Origin of the sequence: Micromonospora sp. RTP1Z1 (assembly GCF_033804685.1) — a bacterium.
Taxonomy (GTDB): Bacteria; Actinomycetota; Actinomycetes; order Mycobacteriales; family Micromonosporaceae; genus Micromonospora.
In genome coordinates this window covers 1-22,023 of record NZ_JAPFQV010000002.1, presented here as the reverse complement: position 1 = coordinate 22,023, position 22,023 = coordinate 1, and the positions used below count along the sequence as shown (strand labels likewise).

Annotated in this window: 13 protein-coding genes; 9 read left to right on the top strand and 4 right to left on the bottom strand. The window is 74.6% G+C overall.

Features of this window, described 5'->3' with window-relative positions:
- Positions 1–430: 430 nt before the first annotated feature.
- The 3 genes from trpC to trpA are packed head-to-tail and all read left to right on the top strand — an operon-like array spanning position 431 to position 3,311.
- Positions 431–1,234 carry an indole-3-glycerol phosphate synthase TrpC gene (trpC, locus tag SLP03_RS01490; protein WP_319458796.1) on the top strand — a complete coding sequence of 268 codons (804 nt, stop codon included), beginning with the start codon at positions 431–433 and terminating at the stop codon, positions 1,232–1,234.
- Between the two features lie 36 nt (positions 1,235–1,270).
- The gene (gene trpB, locus SLP03_RS01485) at positions 1,271–2,503 is read left to right on the top strand and encodes a tryptophan synthase subunit beta (protein ID WP_319458649.1); all 1,233 of its coding nucleotides are present in this window, start codon (positions 1,271–1,273) and stop codon (positions 2,501–2,503) included.
- A 4-nt stretch (positions 2,504–2,507) separates the two neighbouring features.
- Complete coding sequence (gene trpA, locus SLP03_RS01480) at positions 2,508–3,311, top strand: tryptophan synthase subunit alpha (RefSeq protein ID WP_319458648.1); 804 nt, start codon at positions 2,508–2,510, stop codon at positions 3,309–3,311.
- Between the two features lie 439 nt (positions 3,312–3,750).
- On the opposite strand, the gene SLP03_RS01475 is transcribed toward trpA, so the two are convergent.
- On the bottom strand, positions 3,751–4,335 hold the full coding sequence (locus SLP03_RS01475) for an NUDIX hydrolase (protein ID WP_319458647.1): 585 nt from the start codon (positions 4,333–4,335) through the stop codon (positions 3,751–3,753).
- A gap of 118 nt (positions 4,336–4,453) precedes the next feature.
- Here SLP03_RS01475 and lgt point away from each other — a divergent pair, with 118 nt between their 5' ends.
- Both lgt and SLP03_RS01465 read left to right on the top strand, forming a co-directional pair.
- Positions 4,454–5,641 (top strand): prolipoprotein diacylglyceryl transferase, encoded by a 1,188-nt coding sequence (gene lgt / locus SLP03_RS01470; protein WP_319458795.1) that lies wholly within the window; start codon positions 4,454–4,456, stop codon positions 5,639–5,641.
- 11 nt (positions 5,642–5,652) lie between these two features.
- A complete protein-coding gene (locus SLP03_RS01465; protein WP_319458646.1) occupies positions 5,653–6,840 on the top strand; it encodes an NAD(P)/FAD-dependent oxidoreductase in 1,188 nt (395 codons plus the stop codon).
- 9 nt (positions 6,841–6,849) lie between these two features.
- Here the strand turns inward: SLP03_RS01465 and SLP03_RS01460 are convergent, their stop codons facing one another.
- A complete protein-coding gene (locus tag SLP03_RS01460; protein WP_319458645.1) occupies positions 6,850–7,695 on the bottom strand; it encodes a GNAT family N-acetyltransferase in 846 nt (281 codons plus the stop codon).
- A gap of 145 nt (positions 7,696–7,840) precedes the next feature.
- On the opposite strand from SLP03_RS01460, the gene gltB reads away from it, so the two are divergent.
- From gltB to SLP03_RS01445, 3 genes are all read left to right on the top strand, one after another.
- Positions 7,841–12,568 carry a glutamate synthase large subunit gene (gene gltB, locus SLP03_RS01455; RefSeq protein ID WP_319458644.1) on the top strand — a complete coding sequence of 1,576 codons (4,728 nt, stop codon included), beginning with the start codon at positions 7,841–7,843 and terminating at the stop codon, positions 12,566–12,568.
- The gene (locus SLP03_RS01450; protein WP_319458643.1) at positions 12,561–14,078 is read left to right on the top strand and encodes a glutamate synthase subunit beta; all 1,518 of its coding nucleotides are present in this window, start codon (positions 12,561–12,563) and stop codon (positions 14,076–14,078) included. The genes gltB and SLP03_RS01450 overlap by 8 nt, the downstream gene beginning before the upstream one ends.
- Before the next feature lie 126 nt (positions 14,079–14,204).
- On the top strand, positions 14,205–15,773 hold the full coding sequence (locus SLP03_RS01445; protein ID WP_319458642.1) for an MFS transporter: 1,569 nt from the start codon (positions 14,205–14,207) through the stop codon (positions 15,771–15,773).
- A 132-nt stretch (positions 15,774–15,905) separates the two neighbouring features.
- Here SLP03_RS01445 and SLP03_RS01440 read toward each other — a convergent pair whose 3' ends face one another.
- Both SLP03_RS01440 and SLP03_RS01435 read right to left on the bottom strand, forming a co-directional pair.
- The gene (locus SLP03_RS01440; RefSeq protein WP_319458641.1) at positions 15,906–17,441 is read right to left on the bottom strand and encodes a M1 family metallopeptidase; all 1,536 of its coding nucleotides are present in this window, start codon (positions 17,439–17,441) and stop codon (positions 15,906–15,908) included.
- A 261-nt stretch (positions 17,442–17,702) separates the two neighbouring features.
- Positions 17,703–19,124, bottom strand: coding sequence for an alkaline phosphatase PhoX (locus tag SLP03_RS01435; protein ID WP_319458640.1), 1,422 nt, complete (start codon positions 19,122–19,124; stop codon positions 17,703–17,705).
- A 214-nt stretch (positions 19,125–19,338) separates the two neighbouring features.
- On the opposite strand from SLP03_RS01435, the gene SLP03_RS01430 reads away from it, so the two are divergent.
- Positions 19,339–21,894, top strand: a complete 2,556-nt coding sequence (locus SLP03_RS01430; RefSeq protein ID WP_319458639.1) for an FtsK/SpoIIIE domain-containing protein — start codon at positions 19,339–19,341, stop codon at positions 21,892–21,894.
- Positions 21,895–22,023: the final 129 nt, after the last annotated feature.

Here is a 22,023-nt window from a genome sequence, read left to right as displayed (position 1 = left end):
GGAAGATGCTGCCCGTCTGACGTTTCGCGGCCGTGAAGGGCAGGTCAACTGTGCCGCCGGGGATACGACCTGGGTAGAGCCGTTCGGCCTTGAGCTTGGTCACAGCATCGACCGGGATCGTCGTCCTGCATCCCCGCGCCGGCCGTGGTGAGATGGAGCATGGGCGGCGATCCATGGAGCGGTCGACGCGGGTCGACGGGCGGAGGTGACGCCGGTCGATGGGCGCGGTGGCGCTGCGTGACACATCGCTCACCGGAAGTCCGGCATCATGCCACAGCCCATCTCGTGAGGAGCGCCATACCCCCGGCACCTGTGGCCAGGTGGCGCCCCCTAGCATCGGCCCATGACACCCGGAGAGGGGAGTCCGCTGGTGACTGCTGAGCATGCGCACGCGGAGGGGGACGAGGCCGGTTCGGCGGCGTCCGTAAGCGTGCTCGACGAGATCCTGGCCGGCGTCCGCGAGGACGTGGCACGACGGCAGGAGCAGGTTCCGCTGGAGCGGATCCGGGAGCTGGCCGCCGCCGCGCCGCCGCCCCTGGACGCGTACGCGGCCCTGCGCCGGCCCGGGGTGGCCGTGATCGCCGAGGTGAAGCGCTCGTCGCCGTCCAAGGGGCGGCTGGCGGAGATCGCCGACCCGGCCGACCTGGCCGGCGACTACGCGGCCGGTGGCGCCCGGGCGATCAGCGTGCTGACCGAGGGCCGCTGGTTCGGCGGGTCGCTCGACGACCTGGCCGCGGTGCGGGCCGCGGTGAAGGTCCCGGTGCTCCGCAAGGACTTCGTGGTCTCGAGCTACCAGGTGCACGAGGCGCGGGCCCACGGCGCCGACCTGGTGCTGCTGCTCGTCGCGGCGTTGGAGCAGAACGCGCTCGTCGGGCTGCTGGAGCGGATCGAGTCGCTCGGGATGACCGCGCTGGTCGAGGTGCACACCGAGGAGGAGGCCGACCGGGCCCTGGAGGCCGGCGCGCAGGTGATCGGCGTCAACGCCCGTGACCTGCGTACCCTGGAGGTCGACCGCTCGGTGTTCGAGCGGATCGCGCCCGGCCTGCCCAGTCGCGTCGTCAAGATCGCTGAGTCCGGCGTGCGTGGCCCGCACGACCTCATCCGGTACGCCTCGGCGGGCGCCGACGCGGTCCTGGTCGGCGAGGGCCTGGTCACCCAGAAGAGCCCCCGCGAGGCGGTCGCCGAGCTGGTCAACGCCGGCAACCACCCGGCCACGCCCCGCCCGGTGCGCTGACCCGCACCGGGGAGAGTCAGCAGCGAGAGGACACCGATGAGCGCCAACGCGTCCGCCCCGGCCGGCCAGCTCCCCGATGCCGCCGGTCACTTCGGTCGGTTCGGCGGCCGGTTCGTCCCGGAGGCGCTGGTCGCTGCCCTCGACGAGCTGGACGCGGCGTACCGCAAGGCGATGACCGACGAGAGCTTCCTTGCCGAGTTCGACGCCCTGCTGCGCGACTACGCCGGCACCCCGTCGCTGCTCTACACCGCCGAGCGGTTCTCCGCCAAGGCGGGTGCGCGGATCCTGCTCAAGCGCGAGGACCTCAACCACACCGGCGCGCACAAGGTGCGCAACGTGCTCGGCCAGGCGCTGCTCACCAGGCGGATGGGCAAGAAGCGGGTGATCGCGGAGACCGGCGCCGGCCAGCACGGCGTGGCCACCGCCACCGTCGCCGCCCTGTTCGACCTCGAGTGCGTGGTCTACATGGGCGAGGTCGACACCCAGCGGCAGGCGCTCAACGTGGCCCGGATGCGGATGCTCGGCGCCACCGTCGTCCCGGTCACCACCGGCTCGCGGACCCTCAAGGACGCGATGAACGAGGCGATGCGGGACTGGGTCGCCAACGTCGACGACACCCACTACCTGATCGGCACCGCCGCCGGCCCGCACCCGTTCCCGGAGATGGTCCGGGACTTCGTGCGGGGCATCGGCGAGGAGGCCCGCCAGCAGTGCCTGGACCTGACCGGCGCGCTGCCGGACGCGGTCGCGGCCTGCGTCGGCGGCGGTTCCAACGCGCTCGGCATCTTCCACGCGTTCGTGCCCGACACCGACGTCCGGCTGTACGGCTTCGAGGCCGGCGGCGAGGGCGTGGAGACCGGCCGGCACGCGGCCAGCATCACCGGCGGCAGCTCCGGTGTGCTGCACGGCACCCGGACGTACGTGCTCCAGAACGAAGACGGCCAGACCATCGAGTCGCACTCGATCTCGGCCGGGCTGGACTACCCGGGCGTCGGTCCGGAGCACGCCTGGCTGCACGACAGCGGCCGGGCCAGCTACGCGCCGGTGACCGACACCGAGGCGATGGCCGCGTTCGAGCTGCTCTGCCGGACGGAGGGGATCATCCCGGCGATCGAGAGCGCGCACGCGCTCGCCGGCGCGCTGAAGATCGCCCCGACGCTCGCCGCCGAGCTGGGCCGGGAGCCGGTCATCGTGGTCAACCTCTCCGGCCGGGGCGACAAGGACGTGCACACCGCCAGCGAGTACTTCGGCATCCTCGACAAGGAGTGACAGCGTGAGCCGCATCGGGGTCGCCTTCGACAAGGCCCGCGCCGACGGGCGGGCCGTGCTGGTCGGCTGCATGCCGGCCGGGTTTCCGACCGTCGAGGGCAGCATCGCCGCGATGACCGCGATGGTCGAGGCGGGCGTGGACGTCATCGAGGTGGAGATCCCGTACTCCGACCCGGTGATGGACGGCCCGGTGATCCAGAAGGCCAGCGACATCGCCCTGGCCGGCGGCGTCCGCACCGCGGACACGCTGCGCATCGTCGAGGCGGTCGCGGCCACCGGCGCCCCGGTGGTCACCATGACCTACTGGAACCCGATCGAGCAGTACGGCGTGGACGCCTTCGCCCGCGACCTCGCCGCGGCCGGGGGCACCGGCCTGATCACCCCGGACCTGATCCCGGACGAGGCCGACGAGTGGCTGGCGGCCTCCGACGCGCACGGCCTGGACCGCACGTTCCTGGTCTCCCCGTCCTCCACCGACGCTCGGCTGAAGATGACCGTGGAGCATTGCCTGGGCTTCGTCTACGCCACCGCGATCATGGGCGTCACCGGCGCCCGCGCAAAGACCTCCGGCGCCGCGCCGATCCTGGTCTCCCGGCTGCGTGAGGTCACCGACCTGCCGGTCGGCGTGGGGCTGGGCGTGGGCACCGGCGCGCAGGCCGGCACGGTCGCCGGGTACGCCGACGGCGTCATCGTCGGCAGCGCGCTGGTCCGCTGCCTGCTCGACGCGGCGGACCAGGCCGCCGGCCTGGCCGCGCTGCGTACGCTCAGCGCCGAGCTGGCCGAGGGCGTCCGCACCCCGGTCCGCTGAACCCGGACGGTCCGGCGGGGCCCTGCTGCGCCCCGCCGCGCCCCGACGGCGGTGCCCGCTGACGGACGCCATGAAGCTGATGTCGCAGGTGACTCAGGCCGGCCGGCGCCGCTAGGCGCGGGCACTCTTCCGGTGGTGTCGCGCGGTCCGGCCCGCGTCCGTGCGGTCCGGTCCCGCGTCCGCGGTGTCCGGGCCCGCGTCCGCGCGGCCCACAGCGCCCCTCCGCACCGCGCTGCCGCACGGCGCAGCCCGTGACGACGCCGCAGCTTGCGGGAGAGGGCGGCTTTCCCGCACGCCGAGGTCACTCCCTGCCGGAAGGCGTGCGGATCTTGACCGCGACGGCGGGGGTGCCGACCCGTGAATCGTTTACGACATCAGCTTGGTAGGGGCGCTGGGCATAGTCGCCGGCGCCGGCGTCCATGTCCGCGACGGCGGCGGCTCAGCGTCGGGGGATGGGGATGTCGTCCGGCTCGGCCCGTTGCCCGGGCGCGACCAGGTCGTCGCTCGGGCCGCGGCCGCCGGGCCCTCCGCCGGCTTCCCCGGTGGACGGGACGGCCGCCGGCCGCGCCGGCTCCGGTCCGGCGTCCCGCAGCACCCCGGACCGGCCGGCCAGCGCGTCGGTGACGGCGGCCCGGGTGATCGGGGTGACGGCGTCCGGCAGGTCGGCCGGGACGTGCCAGCCCAGGTGGCAGCCACCCGCCGGGGCTGCCGTCGGCGTTCCGCCGGTCACCTGGGCACGGAAGACGTGCACCAGCACGTCCGGCAGCGGGCCGCACCGCCCCGCGGCGGGCGGAGCGGGGCCCCGGTCGCTGAGCCGGTAGAGGCCCACCAGGTCGACGACCCGGATCTCCCGGCCCGTCTCCGCGCGGATGTTGCGGAGTACCGCCGCGGCCGGGCTCTCGTCCCGGCGCAGCCGCCCGCCGGGCAGCGCCCAGCGTCGCTCGCCCCGGCCCTGCCGGCAGAGCAGCACCCGACCGGCGTCGTCGCTGACGACCGCCGCGACCGCCCAGGTGAGCGCGCTCATGGACAAAGAGCCTACGGCCGTGCAAACCAGTAGTCAGCCGGCCGGCGAGGCCGACCGGACCGGGGTGCCGCGGAGCCGGTCCGCAGCGGTAGCGTGTGCACTCGTGACCCACGCCCCGATGACCCCACTGGCGGCCCTGCCCAGCCCCAGCACCGCCGTCTGGCAGCTCGGCCCGGTACCGATCCGGGCGTACGCGCTCTGCATCATCGTCGGCATCGTGGTGGCCTGCCTGGTCACCGAACGCCGGCTGCGCCAGCGCGGCGTCGCTCCCGGCGCGGTGCTCGACATCGCCGTCTGGGCGGTGCCGACGGGCATCATCGGCGCCCGGATCTACCACGTGATCACCTCGCCGGAGAAGTACTTCGGCGCCGACGGGCACCCGCTCAAGGCGTTCGCGATCTGGGAGGGCGGTCTCGGCATCTGGGGCGCGGTCGCCGGTGGCGCGGTCGGCGCCTGGATCGCCGCCCGACAGCTCGGCATCCCGTTCGCCGTGGTCGCCGACGCGTTGGCGCCGGGCCTGCCGTTGGCCCAGGCCGTGGGCCGGTTCGGCAACTGGTTCAACAACGAGCTGTACGGCGGTCGCACGTCGCTGCCGTGGGGGCTCGAGGTGCACTTGATGGACCCGGACAACCCCGGGCACGCGCTGCGGGACGACGCCGGCAACCCGATTCTCCAGCCGGGGCTCTACCACCCGACCTTCCTCTACGAGGCGCTCTGGAACATCGGCGTCGCCGCGCTGGTCCTCGTCCTCGACCGGAAGCTGCGGCTGGGTAAGGGCCGGGCGTTCGCGCTCTATGTGATGGGCTACACCGCGGGCCGGTTCTGGATCGAGCTGATGCGGACCGACGAGGCGACTCACATCCTCGGCCTGCGGCTCAACGTCTGGACGGCGGCGCTGGTCTTCCTCGGCGCGCTGATCTACTTCGTCCGGGTCCGCGGTCCGCGGGAGTACCTCATCCCGGTCGGCACGCCGGCGACGCCGGTCCCGCCGGCGGGCGGCGACGTGTCGCAGGTCGACCTCTCCGCCCGGGAGGCCGGGCCGCGGGCGGTCGCGCCGGAGGGCTACCGGGTGGTGAGCGAGGAGCAGTTCCGGGCGTACCAGGAGACCGGCGTGGTGCCGGACGAGCCGACGGAGACCACGCCCGGGGACGGGGCCGCCGACGGCACGGCCGTCGCGGACAGCGCCGCCGCCGAGGCCGCCGACCGGGCCGAACCGGCCCCGGGGGAGGCGACGACCGGCGCAGACCGGCCCAAGGACGACCGGGCCGGCGCGGCCGGCGCCCACCCCGCCGACCGGGACAGCTGAGCGGGTCGGCGATGCGTACCGCGGTGGTGGTCGGCGCCGGACTCGGCGGGCTGGCGGTGGCCGGCGCGCTGGCCCGGTCCGGGTGGCGGGTCACCCTGCTCGAACGGGCCGACCGGGTCCGTCCGGAACCGACCGCCGTCGTGCTCTGGCCCAACGGGGTGCGCGCGCTGCGCGCCCTGGGGCTCGGCGCCGGGCTGGACGCGATCGCCACACCGCTGACGGACGGCGGCGTCCGCCGCCCGGACGGGCACTGGCTGGTGCAGCCCCGGCCGACGCCGGCCGAGCGGATGCCGGTGGTGGTGCACCGGGAGGACCTGCACGACGCGCTGATCGCCGGCCTCGGTGACCGGGTCGAGCTGCGGACCGGGGTGGCCGTCCGGACGGTCCGCGCGGTCCCCGGCGAGCGTCCGGCGGTCGGCGACGGCCGGTACACCGTCGAGGCGGACCTGGTGGTCGCCGCCGACGGCACCGACAGTGAGATTCGCCGTCAGCTCGCCCCGGAGTCGAGGGTGGTCAGCTCCGGCTGTGCCGCCTGGCGGGCGGTGATCCCCTGGTACCGGGCGCCGAGGCTCCCCGCCGACCAGCCGGTGGGTGGGGAGACGCTGGGTGCCGGTTACCGCTTCGTGGCCGCTTCGCTCGGTGACCGGGGCGCGGCCGGCGGGTCCAGCCGGGGCGGGATCTACTGGGTGGCCACCGCCGCCGGCGCGCCGCGCCCGGAGCCGCCGGAGACCCAGCTCGCCCTGCTCAAGCGCTGGTACGCCGGCTGGCCCGCGCCGATCGCCGAGCTGCTCGACGCCACCGACCCGGCCGACCTGGTCCAGCAGGAGATCCGCGAGCTGCGTCCGCTGCCCCGGGCGTACGGCTTCCCGGCCGGCCCGGGCGGCGTGGTGCTGCTCGGCGACGCCGCCCACGCCATGCCGCCGCACCTCGGGCAGGGCGCCTGCCTCGCCTTCGAGGACGCCGCCACGCTCGCCTCCCTGCTACGCGAGTCCCGGCTGCCCGACGCCGTGGCGTCGTACGACCGGTTGCGCCGGCCCCGCGCGGCCACGATGATCCGGCAGACCCGCCGGATGTCGGCGGTGCTCCAGACCCGCGGCCGGCTGGCGCTGCGCGCCCGCGACGCCGCCCTCGGCACGATCAGCCCCCGGCTGCGCAACACCGCCGCCTCCGCCGCCGCCCAGTGGCACCCGCCAGCCTGAGCCGACCCGTCAGACGATGAGGGCGGCCGGTTCGGCGATGCAGGCGGTGCCGACGCGGCGGAAGCCGACCTTCAGGTAGACCCGCGCGATTTCCTCGCTGCCGGCCGAGAGGAAGATCAGGTCGGTGCCGGCGGCGCGCAGCTCGCGGGCCAGGGTGGCGGTGACCGCCGCGCCGAGGCCGCGGCGGCGGGCGACCGGCAGGGTGGCCACCCCGGCGATCTCCGCGACGTCCTCGACCCGCATCGCCATCCCGCTGGCCAGCGCCCCCTCCTCGGGAGTCTCGGCGAGCACCGAGATCCGCCGGCCGTCGGCGATCCGGGCGCCCTCCTCGTCCAGCGCGGCCACGTCGAGGTGGGCTATCACCGCGTTCCGTTCCGCCGGTCCGGCCCCGCCCCGCGCGGTGCCGCCGTGGGAGAAGCCGACCGCCGCGACGGCCCGCCGGATCGCCACGTCGCCGGCGAAGCCGGGGGAGGCCGGGTCGAGGACCCGCACCGGTACGTCGCTGAGCGTCGCCGGGTCCGGCGGGCCGGCCGGGTCGAGCACCATCAGCGGCGCCTCCAGCACGCTCAGCCCCGCCGAGCGGGTGACTGTGAGCAGATCGGGTGTGACCTCGTGCACCCACTCGAACGCCTCGGGCAGCCCCAGCTCCCGCTGGCGGGCCCGGACGGCGGTTACGTCGGCCAGGGACGGCGGCGCCGTGGCGTCCCGCCGCGGCCGGGCGTAGAACGGCCAACCGGCGCCGTCGCGGACGAAGAGCACCAGGGCGCCGTACTCCTCCGCACGGGCGCCGTCGCGGGGCACCGCGTCGTAGAAACGCTCCAGCCGGTCGAACGCCTCAGCGCGTACGCTATCCACCGCGCGAGACTACATGTCCCAGATTCTGGAAGTGTGATCAATCCGAACTGGCCTTGCGCCGCACGCCCTAACGTAGACTCAATAAACCCACGAGGGCCGACGTCGTCCCGACCATGATCCAACCTGAGTGACGACAGGAGGCCCGGTGGCCTTTCCGTACCCTCTCAGCCCGCAGTCGGCCCCGCCTGCGACGGGCCTCTACGACCCGGCGCAGGAGCACGACGCGTGCGGCGTGGCCTTCGTGGCCGACCTGCACGGACGCCGGTCGCACGAGGTCGTCGCCAACGGTCTCGGCGCGCTCTGCAGGCTGGACCACCGGGGCGCCCGGGGCGCGGAGCACAACACCGGTGACGGCGCCGGGATCATGATCCAGGTGCCGGACGCGTTCCTGCGCGCGGTGGTCGACTTTCCGCTGCCGCCCGCCGGCCAGTACGCGACCGGCCTGGTCTTCCTCCCCGACGACGACGCCGGCGAGGCGCTGGCCCGCCGGGTCGTGGAGAAGTACGCCCTGGTCGAGGGGGCCGACGTGCTCGGCTGGCGGGACGTGGCCACCGACCCGAGCGGCCTCGGCGAGACCGCGCTCGCGGCGATGCCCCGGGTCCGGCAGCTCTTCCTCGCCGCGCACCGGCTGACCGACTCGCCGGCCGGCCCGGCCGGCTCCCCGCTGAGCGGGCTGGACCTGGACCGGGTGGCGTTCTGCGTGCGCAAGCAGGCCGAGCGGGAGACCGCCGAGCGGGGCGCGCCGGCGTACTTCCCGTCGCTGTCCGGGCGGACCATGGTCTGGAAGGGCATGCTCACCCCGGACCAGCTGCCGGCGTACTACCCGGAGCTGACCGACGAGCGCGTGGTCAGCGCGATCGCGCTGGTGCACTCGCGCTTCTCCACCAATACCTTCCCGTCCTGGCCGCTGGCCCACCCGTACCGGTTCATCGCGCACAACGGCGAGATCAACACGATCCGTGGCAACCGGAACTGGATGCAGGCACGAGAGTCGATGCTCAGCGGCGGTTCCGCTGCCGCCGGCGGAGCCGGCGGACAGATCCCGGGGAACATCCGGCGGGTCTTCCCGGTCTGCACCCCGGGCGCCTCCGACTCGGCGAACTTCGACGAGGTCCTGGAGCTGTTGCACCTGGCCGGGCGGAGCCTGCCGCACGCGGTGCTGATGATGATCCCGGAGGCCTGGGAGAACGACCCGGAGATGCGCGCCGACAAGCGCGCCTTCTACCGGTTCCACGCCAGCCTGATGGAGCCGTGGGACGGGCCGGCCTCGGTCGCCTTCACCGACGGCGAGATCGTCGGCGCCGTGCTGGACCGCAACGGGCTGCGCCCCGGCCGCTGGTGGCGGACCGCCGACGGGCTCGTGGTGCTGGGCAGCGAGGCGGGCGTACTCGACCTCGACCCCGCCCGGGTGGTCGCCAAGGGGCGGCTCCAGCCCGGGAAGATGTTCCTGGTCGACACGGTCAACCACCGGATCGTCTCCGACGACGAGATCAAGGCGGAGCTGGCCGCCTCCCAGCCGTACGACGACTGGCTGCACGCCGGCCTGATCGACCTGGGCGATCTGCCGCCGCGCGAGCACATCGTCTACACCCACGACTCGGTACGCCGCCGTCAGCAGACCTTCGGCTACACGGAGGAGGAGCTGAAGATCCTGCTCGCGCCGATGGCGCGGGCCGGCGCGGAGCCGATCGGCTCGATGGGCACGGACACCCCGATCTCCCCGCTGTCGACCCAGCCGCGGCTGCTCTACGACTACTTCCACCAGCTCTTCGCCCAGGTCACCAACCCGCCGCTGGACGCGATCCGGGAGGAGCTGGTGACCAGCCTGGCGTCGACCATCGGGCCGGAGGGCAACCTGCTCGACCCGGGTCCGGCGAGCTGCCGGCAGATCGTGCTGCCGTACCCGGTGATCGACAACGACGAGCTGGCCAAGATCCTCTCCATCGACGAGGACGGCGACCTGCCCGGCTTCAAGGCGGTCCGGGTCTCCGGCCTGTACCGGGTCCGCGACGGCGGCGCCGGCATCAAGGCCCGGCTGACCGAGATCTGCCGGCACGTCTCCGAGGCGATCGAGGACGGGGTGCGGATCCTGGTCCTCTCCGACCGGGACTCCAACGCCGACCTGGCGCCGATCCCGTCGCTGCTGCTCACCGCGGCGGTGCACCAGCACCTGGTCCGCGAGCAGACCCGCACCCAGGTGGCGCTGATCGTGGAGTCCGGCGACTGCCGGGAGGTGCACCACGCGGCGGTGCTGATCGGGTACGGCGCGGCGGCGGTCAACCCGTACCTGGCCTTCGAGTCGGTGGAGGACATGATCTCCACCGGCGCGCTGGTCGGCATGGACCCGGCCAAAGCGGTCCGCAACTACGTCAAGGCGCTCGGCAAGGGCGTCCTGAAGATCATGTCGAAGATGGGTATCTCGACGGTCTCGTCGTACTGCGGGGCGCAGGTCTTCGAGGCGGTCGGCCTGGACACCCGCCTGGTCGAGCGGTACTTCCGCGGCACCCCCAGCAAGATCAGCGGCATCGGGCTGCACGAGATCCACGCCGAGGTGGCCGCCCGGCATTCGCTCGCCTGGCCGGCCCCGGGCGCGGAGACCTCCGACCGCCTGGAGGTCGGCGGCGAGTACCAGTGGCGCCGCGAGGGGGAGCTGCACCTGTTCAACCCGGAGACGGTCTTCCTGCTCCAGCACGCCACCCGCACCCGCCAGTACGACGTCTTCCGGCAGTACACCGCCAAGGTCGACGAGCTGGCCGCCCGGGCCGGCTCGCTGCGCGGGTTGTTCACCCTGCGTACCGGGGTGCGCCCGCCGGTGCCGATCGACGAGGTGGAGCCGGCCAGCGAGATCGTCAAGCGGTTCGCCACCGGCGCCATGTCGTACGGGTCGATCTCGGCCGAGGCGCACGAAACCCTGGCCATCGCCATGAACCGCCTCGGCGGCAAGTCCAACACCGGCGAGGGCGGCGAGGACGTCGACCGGCTGCACGACCCGGCCCGCCGCTCCGCGGTCAAGCAGATCGCCAGCGGCCGGTTCGGGGTGACCAGCGAATACCTGGTCAACGCCGACGACCTTCAGATCAAGATGGCCCAGGGCGCGAAGCCCGGCGAGGGCGGCCAGCTCCCCGGCAACAAGGTCTGGCCGTGGATCGCGCGGACCCGGCACGCCACCCCGGGCGTCGGCCTGATCTCCCCGCCGCCGCACCACGACATCTACTCCATCGAGGACCTCGCCCAGCTCGTACACGACCTGAAGTGCGTCAACCCGGCCGCCCGGGTGCACGTCAAGCTGGTCAGCGAGGTCGGCGTGGGCACCGTCGCGGCGGGCGTGGCCAAGCTCAAGGCTGACGTCATCCTGATCTCCGGCCACGACGGCGGCACCGGCGCGTCGCCGCTCAACTCGCTCAAGCACGCTGGCACCCCGTGGGAGCTGGGCCTGGCCGAGGCGCAGCAGACGCTGCTGCTCAACAAGCTCCGCGACCGGGTCACCGTGCAGGTCGACGGCCAGCTCAAGACCGGCCGGGACGTGCTCATCGCGGCGCTGCTCGGCGCCGAGGAGTTCGGCTTCGCGACCGCCCCGCTGATCGTCGAGGGCTGCGTGATGATGCGGGTCTGCCACCTGGACACCTGTCCGGTCGGCATCGCCACCCAGAACCCGGTGCTGCGCGAGCGGTTCACCGGCCGGCCGGAGTTCGTGGAGAACTTCTTCCTCTTCCTCGCCGAGGAGGTCCGCGGCTACCTGGCCGAGCTGGGCTTCCGCTCCTTCGAGGAGGCGATCGGGCAGACCGAGCTGCTCGACGTCGTCCCGGCGATCGACCACTGGAAGGCGCACGGGCTCGACCTGGCGCCCGTACTGCATCTGCCGGAGCTGCCGGCGGGCGCGGCGCGGCGCGGCGTCCGGGCCCAGGACCACGGCCTGGAGCTGGCCCTGGACAACGAGCTGATCGCGCTCGCCGAGCCGGCGCTGCGCGACGGCACGCCGGTCCGGGTCGAGGTGGCCGTCCGCAACGAGCACCGCAGCGTCGGCGCGATGCTCGGCGGCGAGGTGACCCGCCGCTTCGGCGGTGCGGGCCTGCCCGCCGACACCGTCGAGTTCCTGCTGCACGGCACCGCCGGCCAGTCGTTCGGCGCGTTCCTGCCGAGCGGGGTGACCCTGCGGCTGCACGGCGACGCCAACGATTACGTCGGGAAGGGCCTCTCCGGCGGCCGGCTCATCGTCCGTCCGGACCCCGCGGCACCGTTCGTCGACGGCGAGGCCGGGCCGGGGGAGCGGGCGGAGGACCAGATCGTCGCCGGCAACACCATCCTGTACGGGGCCACCGCGGGCGAGGTCTTCCTGCGCGGCCGGGTCGGCGAGCGCTTCGCGGTGCGCAACTCGGGCGCGGTGGCCGTCGTCGAGGGCGTCGGCGACCACGGCTGCGAGTACATGACCGGCGGCACGGTGGTGGTGCTCGGCGAGACCGGGCGTAACTTCGCCGCCGGCATGTCCGGCGGCACCGCGTTCGTCTGGCGGCTCGACCGGGCGCGGGTCAACGCCGAACTGGTCGACCTGTCGCCGCTGCGCGCCGAGGAGCGGGACCGGCTGCACGAGCTGGTTCAGCGGCACTTCGCCGAGACCGACTCGGCGGTCGCCGGGGAGCTGTTGAAGCGCTGGCCGGAGGCGGTGGAGGAGTTCACCGCCGTGGTGCCCCGGGACTACCGCCGGGTGCTGGAGATCATGCGGGCCGCCGAAGCCGCCGGCCGTGACGTCGACGACGCGGTGATGAGCGCATTGGCGGCGCACGCCGCCCCGACACCGCAGTCGGCGCCTTCCGCTTCGTCCATGCCGGTGCCGCCCGCCCCGCGGGCGGTCGCCCAGGAGGTGGCTCGTGCCTGACCCGAACGGTTTCCTGCGCTACAACCGGCGGCTGCCGGCGCGCCGCCCGGTGCCGGTGCGGATCTCCGACTGGCGGGAGGTGTACCCGCCGGCCGGTGAGGAGCTGGTCCGCGAGCAGGCCACCCGGTGCATGGACTGTGGCATCCCGTTCTGCCAGAGCGACACAGCCGGCTGTCCTCTCGGTAATCGCATCCCTGACTGGAACGACCTGGTCCGGACCGGCAACTGGGACGCGGCGGTGGAGTCGCTGCACGCCACCAACAACTTCCCGGAGTTCACCGGCCGGCTCTGCCCGGCGCCCTGCGAGGCGGCCTGCGTGCTCGGCATCGGCGGCGGGGACCCGGTCACCATCAAGCAGGTCGAGGTGGAGATCGCCAACGCGGCGGTGGCCCGGGGCGGCCTGCTCCCCCGCCCGGTGCCGGCCCAGACCGGGAAGTCCGTCGCCGTGGTCGGCTCCGGACCCGCCGGGCTGGCCGCCGCGCAGCAGCTCGCCCGCGCCGGTCACGCCGTCACCGTGTACGAGCGCGACGACGCGCTTGGCGGCCTGCTCCGGTACGGCATCCCCGACTTCAAGCTGGAGAAGCAGCACATCGACAAGCGGCTGGCGCAGCTGGTCGCTGAGGGCGTGCGGTTCCGCACCGGGGTGAACGTCGGGGTGGACGTCACCGCCGAGCAGCTGCGCGCCGAGCACGACGCGGTGCTGCTCGCCTGCGGCGCGTTGCAGGGCCGGGACACCCCGGAGACGCCGGGCCGTCCGCTGCGTGGCGTGCATCAGGCGATGTCACACCTGGTCGCCGCCAACCGGGTGGTGGCCGCGGCCGGCGAGGGCCGGCCGGCGCTGGCCGTGCTGCCCGACGGCACGCCGATCGACGCGGCCGGCAGGCACGTGGTGATCATCGGCGGTGGGGACACGGCCGCCGACTGCCTCGGCGTGGCCCACCGGCAGGGCGCGGCCGGGGTCCACCAGCTCGACCTCTACCCGGAGCCGCCGACCAGCCGGGACGCCGCCCGGGACCCGTGGCCCACCTGGCCGTGGGTGCTGCGCAACTACCCGGCGCACGAGGAGGGCGGCGAGCGGGTCTTCGCCGTCGCGGTGCAGGAGTTCGTCGACGACGGCACCGGTCAGGTCAAGGGCGTCCGGATCGCCGAGGTGAGCGTGGAGAAGCGGGACGGCCGGCGGATCGTCACCGCGCTGCCCGGCTCCGAGCGGGAGCTGCCGGCCGACCTGGTGCTGCTGGCCATCGGCTTCGACGGCACCGAGGAGCAGCCGCTGCTCGACCAGCTCGGGGTGGTTCGCAACGCCCGGGGCGCGGTCGACGCCCGGCCGGACTGGCAGACCGATGTCGGCGGGATCTTCGTCGCCGGCGACATGCACCGGGGCGCCTCGCTGATCGTCTGGGCGATCGCCGAGGGGCGGGCCGCCGCCGCGGCGATCCATTCCTTCCTGGGCGGGGCCGGCGCCCTGCCCGCCTCGGTGGACCCGGCCCGGCAGCCGCTCGCTGCCCGCTGACCCCTCGTCGAGCCGGTGAGTCCGCTCACGAAACATGGCAAAACGGTTTAACTGCCGCAAGACTTGGCGGCTGCCGCACCCGAAATGGTGCGGCTTTGTCATGTAGTCGCCAACAGGGAGGTCGTCGTGGCCCTCGGAGCCACGTTCGCCGCGCTGCGTCACCGGAACTACCGAATCTGGGCGGGTGCCGGGTTCGTGTCGGTGATCGGGACCTGGATGCAGGTGCTCGGCGTCAACTGGTACGTGCTCGCGCAGACCCGCTCGGCGACCTCGATGGGCCTGGCCATCCTGCTCCAGGCCCTGCCCACGCTGCTGCTCAGCGTCTGGGGCGGGGCGTTGGCCGACCGGCTGGCGGCGAAGCCGCTGCTGATCGCCGCCCAGGCGACGCACGCCGCGCTCGCGGCCGGACTGGCCGTGGTCGCCGTCACCGGCGCCGGCGGCCTCCCGGCGATCTACGCGATCTCCCTGGTCACCGGCGCGGTCTCGGCGATCGAGGGGCCGGTGGCGGGTCGATGGTCCTCGACCCTGGTCGACCGGAAGGACCTCGGCAACGCCCTCGCGCTCGGCTCGCTGACCAACTCCGCCGGGCGCATCCTCGGCATGAGCGTCGGCGCCGTCGTGGTCGCCGCCGTCGGCCCGGCGCTGCTCTTCTGCATCAACGCGGCCAGCTTCGTCGCGGTGGTCGTCGCCCTGTTCGCCGTACGCGAGGGGGAGCGGCACACCGGCGAGGCGCCGGCGGCCGACGACGCGCCGGCGGACCGCAGCGTCCGGGCCGGGTTCCGCTACCTGCTCCGCCAGCCGGTGGTGCTGGTCGCGCTGGCGCTGTCGTTCGTGCTGGGCAGCCTGGGCCGCAACTACCAGGTGACCATGGCGGCGATGAGCGACGGCCCGTTGCACGGCGGCGCGTCAGGCTACGGCCTCCTCTCCACCGTCTTCGCGGTCGGCACGGTGCTCGGCGCGCTCGTGGCGGCCCGTCGCCGGGAGCTGGGCTACGGGATGCTGGTCGGCGCCGGGCTGCTGGCCAGCGTGCTGCAGATCGTCGCCGGGCTGGCCCCCGGCACGATGAGCTTCGCCGCGGTGATCCTCCCCGTCGCCGCGGCGGCGGTAATCATCGACACCACGGTCGGCGCCCGCGCCCAGCTCGACACCGACTACGCGATGCGCGGTCGGGTGCTGGCCGCCCTGGCGGTCACCGGCTCGGTCTCCGCCGCGGTCGGCGCACCCCTGCTCGGCTGGCTCTCCGAGCACGCCGGGCCCCGGCAGACCCTGGTGCTGGCCGGCGCGGTGGCCGCGGTCGCCACCGTCGTCGCGGGCGTCGCCGTCGGCGGGCTGCGCGACCACCGGCTGCCTCGTCGGGTAACCCTGATGCTGGCCGCGCCCGCCGTGCGCCACCCGTTACGCCGGGCCGTCGCCACGGCCGCCCGCGTCGTCCGGCCCGCGACGCCGATCGTCGCGCCCGCCCGCCTGGCCGGAACGCCTTGGCCGGCGGGGAACCTGCCGTCCGGCCTGCGCGTCGCGGGGCTCCGCCCGGGCGTCGGGCGGCTGCGGTCCAGCCGGGCGGTCCGGGCGGCCCACGAGTGCGCCGGCTGCGCGCGGGGGGTGGGCGCGGGGTCCGGGCGGAGTTGGTCGACCGTCCTGGTTCCGGCTGATGCCGCCCGCGCGACCCGGTGTACGGGTCGGGCGCTACGAAGCTGATGTCGTGGATGACTCGGCTGTGCCACTACGTCCGGTGTCCGCAGGTCCCACTCCGCCACGTAGTGCACGAGATTGTTTCATCGGTGACATCAGCTCCGTAGCGTCGGCTCAGTCCATCGGGGCCGGCGGCGGTCAGTGCGGCAGGAGCTGGTGCGCCTCGCGCAGCCTGGGCCAGGACTTCGGCTGCACCGGCGCGACCGCGGTCCGGGCGGCGCCGGTCAGCTCGGGGCGTCCGGCGGTGAACAGCCAGGTGGTGAAGACGCCATCCAGGTTCCGGCCGGAGATCCGCTCGGCGAGCGCCTGGAACTGCGCGATCGTGCCGTTGCCGTACCGGTGCCGGGCCGCCCAGGCGCGCAGGATCCGGAAGAACGCCTGATCGCCGACGGCCAGCCGGAGCTGGTGCAGCGCCATCGCGCCCCGGTCGTAGACCGCGTCGTCGAAGACCCGGTCGGCGCCCGGGTTCCCGGGGAGTACCTGCCAGAACTCGGAGTCGGCCGGGTAGCCCGCGTACGTGAAGTCGAAGAGCTCCTGCGCGGTGCCCTCGCCCTGCTCCTCCGACCAGAGCCACTCGGCGTACGAGGCGAAGCCCTCGTTCAGCCAGATGGCGCTCCAGTCCGCCACCGAGACCGAGTCGCCGAACCACTGGTGGGCGTTCTCGTGCACCACCACGTACGGGTTCGCGCCGCGCCGCCAGAAGCCGGGCCCGTACACCGGACGGGTCTGCGTCTCCAGGGCGAACCCGATCCCGTCGATCGGGCCGGCGACGCCGCCCTGCGCCTCGAACGGGTACGGCCCGAATAGGCCGCTCTCCCAGTCGACGATCTCGGCGGTGCGCTCGATGCTGGCCCGCGCGGCCGGCTCCCGGTCGCCGAGGGTGGTGCTGTACGCGTTGATCACCGGCTGCCCGCTCGGCGCGGTGTCGGTGACGATGTCGTACTGCCCGATGGCGAGGAACGCCTGGTACGTCGCGCCCGGCTTGGTGCTGCGCCAACTCCACCGGGTCCGGTTGCCGGCCTCCGCGACGGGGTCGCGCGGCTGGACCCCGTTGCTGACCACCTCCACGCCGGTGGGCACGGACACCGAGATGTCCCAGGTCGCCTTGTCCTTCGGGTGGTCGTTGCTGGGGAACCACCACCAGGCCGACTCCGGCTCGTTGACCGCGAGCGCGCCGTCCGCGGTCCGGGTCCAGCCCGAGTAGCCGTTGACCAGCGTCTCCGACGGCACGCCGGCGTACGTGACCACGATGGTGAGCTGCTGGTCCTTGGCGATCGGCCGGGGGGCGGTCACCACCAGCTCGTGGACCCCCGCTCGTTTGAACGTCGCCGGCCAGCCGTTGACCCGCACCGACCGCACGCCGAGCAGGAAGTCCAGGTTGAACCGGGAGAGGGCCTGGGTGGCCTTCGCCAGGATGGTGGTGGTGCCGGTGAGCCGGTCGGTGGCCGGCTCGTAGCGCAGCCGGACGTCGTAGTGGCCGACGTCGTAGCCGCCGTTGCCGTAGTCGGGGAAGTAGCTGTCGCCCAGCCCGGCGCTGCCGGGCGTCGGGGTGGCCGAGGCGGGCGCCGGCCGGCCCCAGCCCGGTAGGGCGGCCTGGCCGGGGGCGCCGGTCGTCACGGTGCCGGCGGTGGTGACGGTCAGGGCGGCGATGGCCGCCGTGAGAACGCGTCGCACGAGGTGGACTCCCTCCATCGGGGTGTACGCACCGGCCAACCTAATCGACAGTTGTGAACGTCGCCGACCCCGCGGCCCGTCTCCGCCCATTCATATTATGGAAATGTTTCGATAGCTACCCGGACGCCGACGGCTACCGCTACGGCTACCTGCCGGCGCTGACCGCCGGGATCGGCTGACCTCGCCCGACCTGCCGGGCCGGCTGGCCGACCGGACGGCCGGCGGCCCCTCGTGAGGACCGCCGGCCGTGGCGCGCCGTGGTCAGGCGTCGGCGACGTCCGCGTTGCTCGGCCGGCCCCACGGGCCGGTGATGGCGAAGACGTAGCCGGGGGACTGGATGTTGGCGAAGAGGATCTTCCCGTCCGCGCTGAACGTCGGCCCGGTGAACTCGCTGTCGTTCAGCTCGTTGCGGGCCAGCGGGTACGCCTTGCCCTGGGCGGTCACCCCGACCAGGTGGGACACCCCCTCGCCGTCCTCGGCCAGGATCACCCCGCCGTAGGGGGAGACGGTGATGTTGTCCGGCCCGTCGAAGTTCCCGGCGTCGGCGTCCGGGTGCTGGTTGACCCCGAAGATGGTCTTCAGGGTGACCGTCTCGGTCTGCGGGTCGTAGAACCAGACCTGGCCGTCGTGCTCGTTGGTGCTGCCGTCGGAGTGCCGGGCGAAGCTGGCCACGAAGTACGCCCCGCCATCGGCCCACCAGGCGCCCTCCAGCTTGCGGCTGCGGGTCACCTGCTCGTCGGTGAACTGCTTGCGCACCGAGACCGTCTTCGCGTCCCGGTCCGGCACGTCCACCCACTCCACCTTGTACCGCGTGCCCGGGGTGGTGGCCTCGGACAGGTCGGCGACGTGGTTGCTGCCGTGCCGGCAGCTCATCGCCTGGAGCCGGCCGGCGGTGTCGCCGTCGGGCCGCTGGGCCAGCGCGCGCAGTGTGCCCTTGCCGCCCCGGAAGCCCGCCGGCGGCGTCCACCGGAAGTAGAGGCCGTTCGGCCCGCCCGCGTCCTCGGTCAGGAAGATCGAGTGGGTGTACGGGTCGACCGCGACTGCCTCGTGCGCGTAGCGGCCGAGGAACTTCAGCGCCACCGGGTCCTGGTTGGCGGCCCGGTCGTGCGGGTCCACCTCGAAGGCGTACCCGTGGTCCTTGAGGAAGACCCCGCCGGCCCGCTGCTCGGTCTCCTCGCAGGTCAGCCAGGTGCCCCACGGGGTGATGCCGCCGGCGCAGTTGTTGTGCGTCCCGGCCACGCTGACGTACTCGCGCAGCCGCCGGCCGTGCGCGTCCACCTCGATGGTGGTGGTGCCGCCGCGGGCGCCCGGGTCGTAGGTAAGGCCGGCCAGCGCGGGCACCGGGTAGGGCTCGCTGCCGCCGATCTCGTGGTTGTTGACCAGCACCGAGCCCTCACGGCCCAGGAAGCAGCCGGTGCCGTCGGCGTCGCTCGGGGTCGGCTGCCCGGACTCCAGCAGCGTCGCGCCGGCCTGGGCCACGATCGTGTACGAGAAGCCGGGCGGCAGCGCCAGCAGGCCGGCTGGGTCCGGGACGAGGTCGCCGTAGCCGACCGCCGGACGGGTGGCGGCCCGGACCGCCGCGGGTCCCGCGATGGCATCCAGGTTGCCGGCCACCACGATGCCGAGGCCGCCGGCCGCGCCACCGCGCAGCAGGGAGCGGCGGGAGAAGGGGGAGGAGGTCACGTCGTCGCCTTCCTGTTCACCATTGTCGTTCCGTCTTCACCATTGTCGTTCCTTGAGCAGGCAAGTGGGGCCGGGCCAACGACGGCCGGGGTGGCCGGCGGCGGCCAGGTGAACAGTCGACCAATCCTCGGTGCGCCGCGCGCCGTGCCCGGTCGGCGCGCGTCCGTTAGGGTTCCCCTCGATCGTGGACCGCGGCGGCGTCGGGGGGCAGAGGGTGGGCAGGCTCGCGACGGCGTACGGGCAGGCGGTCGCCGCTCACCGGCAGGCCGTACGGCGGTGGGAGAACGCCCGCCGGTCGCTCGCCGCCGCCGGACCGCCCGCCCCCGACAACGCGGAACTGGTCGCCCGGCTGGCCCGGGTCGGCGCCGCCCTCACCGCCCCACCGCCCGGCGCCGCCGACCTCACCGCCGCCCCGGTGCCGGTACGCGTCGGCGAGGCGACAACCCTGGACGGTGGCTTCCCGGTGCTGCTGCCGCTGGGCGGCGGCGCCCATCTCGCGGTGTACTGTGACGCCCGGGACCCCCGGGTCGGCGAACTGCTGCGGGCGGTGATCGTGCGGCTGCTCGCCGCCGCCCCGGCCGGCACGGTCCGGGTCGCCGGGATCGACCCGGTCGCCTTCGGCGCCGCCTTCCTGCCGCTGCGGCCGCTGCTCGACGCCGGGGTGCTCGCCCCGCCGGCCACCACCGCCGCCGACGTGGCCGCCCTCCTCGACGAGGCGGAGCGGCACGCGCGCGCCGCCCAGCACGCCGGACCGGCCGACCGGGAGTTGCTGCTGCTCGTCGCCGCGTCCGCGCCGCCGCCCCGGGAGCTGGCCCGGCTCGCCGCGCTGACCCACGCCGGCCCGGCCGCCGGGGTCTGCGTCCTGCTCGCCGGCCACCCGCCAGCCGGGCCGGGCGACGCCGCGCCGCCGCTGGGCGCGACCACCCAGCTCCGCCTCAACGAGCGGTACGCGCTGGTGGGCGACCCGCCCGGGCAGCCGTACAGCGCCGACGGCACCGGGTTGGCGGCCGCGGTGCTGCTCGACGGGGACCCGCCGGCTGCCTCGGTCGCCGCGCTCGGCGCGCGGCTCGCCGCGGCCACCCGCCGCGCCGAGGCGCTGCGCTTCACCGACCTGCTGCCCGCGCGGCGCTGGGCGGAGTCGGCCGGCGCCGGACTGCGTACGGTGCTCGGCCGGGCCGGTCGGGAGCAGGTGACGGTCGCCTTCGACGACGCCACCCCGCACTGGCTGGTCGGTGGTCGTACCGGGGCGGGCAAGACGGTGTTCCTGCTCGACGTGCTCTACGGGCTGGCCGCCCGGTACGCCCCGCCGGACCTCCAACTCCTCCTGCTCGACTTCAAGGAGGGGGTGAGCTTCACCGAGTTCGTCCCCACCGAACGCGACCCGTCCTGGCTGCCGCACGCCCGCGCGGTCGGCATCGAAACCGACCGCGAGTACGGCGTGGCCGTGCTGCGGGAGCTGCGCGCGGAGCTGACCCGGCGGGCCGACGTCCTCAAGGGACACGGCGTCACCAAGCTCGCCGACCTGCCCCCGGACGCCCGTCCGCCCCGGATCGTCACCGTGGTCGACGAGTTCCAGGTGCTCTTCGCCGGCAACGACGCTCTCGCCCGGCAGGCCGTCGACCTGCTGGAGGAGCTGGCCCGCAAGGGCCGCTCGTACGGGCTGCACCTGGTGCTGGCCAGCCAGAGCACGACCGGTATCGAGGCGATCTTCGGCCGGGCCGAGGCGATCTTCGGCCAGTTCCCGCTGCGGGTGGCGCTGCCCGGCGGGGGCGGCGTGCTCGACCCGTTGAACGACGCGGCGAAGACGCTGGAGGTCGGCTCCGCCGTGGTCAACACCGCCGGCGGGGCGGCGGGCGCGAACACCGTGGTCCGGTTCCCCGACGCGCACGCCGCCGCCGCGGACCTGGCCACCCTCCGCCACGAGCTGTTCCAGGCCCGGCCGGCGGGCGCGCGGCCACCCGCCGTCTTCCGGGGGTACGAGGCGCCGCGGCTGGCCGACGATCCCACCTGGGCCGGGCTGCGGCCGGGCGCCGACGCGCCGCTCGCCCTGGTCGGCCGCGCGGTCGACGTGGCGGGCAGCGCCGTCGGCTTCAGCCTGGACGCCACCCCCGGCCGGCACCTGGCGGTGGTCGGCACCGCCGCCGCCGGGGCGGACGTGCTCCGGACGGCCACCCTCAGCCTGGCCCGCCAGCACGCCCCCGGCGGCGCCCGCTTCCTGCTCGCCCCGCTCGCCGCCGGGACGGCCGAGCTGGCCGACGACCTGGCCATGACGCTGGCCGCAGCCGGCCACCCCGTCGAGTGCCTCGACGCGGCGGCCCTGCCGGACCGCATCGCCGCGCTCGCCGCACCGGACCGGCCCGGAATCGCCGCCGACACCGCCGGCCGGACCTACCTCGTGGTGTTCGGCATGGACGCCGCCTCCGCCGCGCTGGGTGCCACCGACCCGGCCACCTTCCGCTCCGGGTACGACGACCTGCGGGCCCTGCTGCGCCAGGGGCCGGGCCACGGGGTGCACCTGCTCGGCTGGTGGCGGGGGCTGCGCCGGCTCGCCGAGGACCTCGGCGGCACGCAGCACCGGGACGACGTCGCCTGCCTGGTCGCGCTGAACGTGCCCGGCGCCGACCTCGGCCTGCACCTCGGCGTGCACGACCTCAGCTACGCCCCGCGGGCCGGCCGGGCGCTGCTGGTGGACCGGCACGACCACCGCCTCCGCCTGATCGTGCCGTTCGTCCACGACGGATCCGAGGCGGACGGGAGCGCTGACCGGTGACCGCATTCGAGGAGTACGCGGCGCTGGCCCGGCAGCTCTCCGCGCAGCGGCGCGGCGCGGACCGGGCCGCCGTCGCCGAGGAGGAACGCCGCCGCGCGCTGCACGCCTCCGCCGACCAGCTCGGCCAGC

Bases quoted from the DNA above. Each gene is read 5' to 3' on its own strand.
- trpB (WP_319458649.1), top strand. From the start codon at position 1,271: ATGAGCGCCAACGCGTCCGCCCCGGCCGGCCAGCTCCCCGATGCCGCC.
- SLP03_RS01465 (WP_319458646.1), top strand. From the start codon at position 5,653: ATGCGTACCGCGGTGGTGGTCGGCGCCGGACTCGGCGGGCTGGCGGTG.
- lgt (WP_319458795.1), top strand. From the start codon at position 4,454: ATGACCCCACTGGCGGCCCTGCCCAGCCCCAGCACCGCCGTCTGGCAG.
- SLP03_RS01475 (WP_319458647.1), bottom strand. From the start codon at position 4,335: ATGAGCGCGCTCACCTGGGCGGTCGCGGCGGTCGTCAGCGACGACGCC.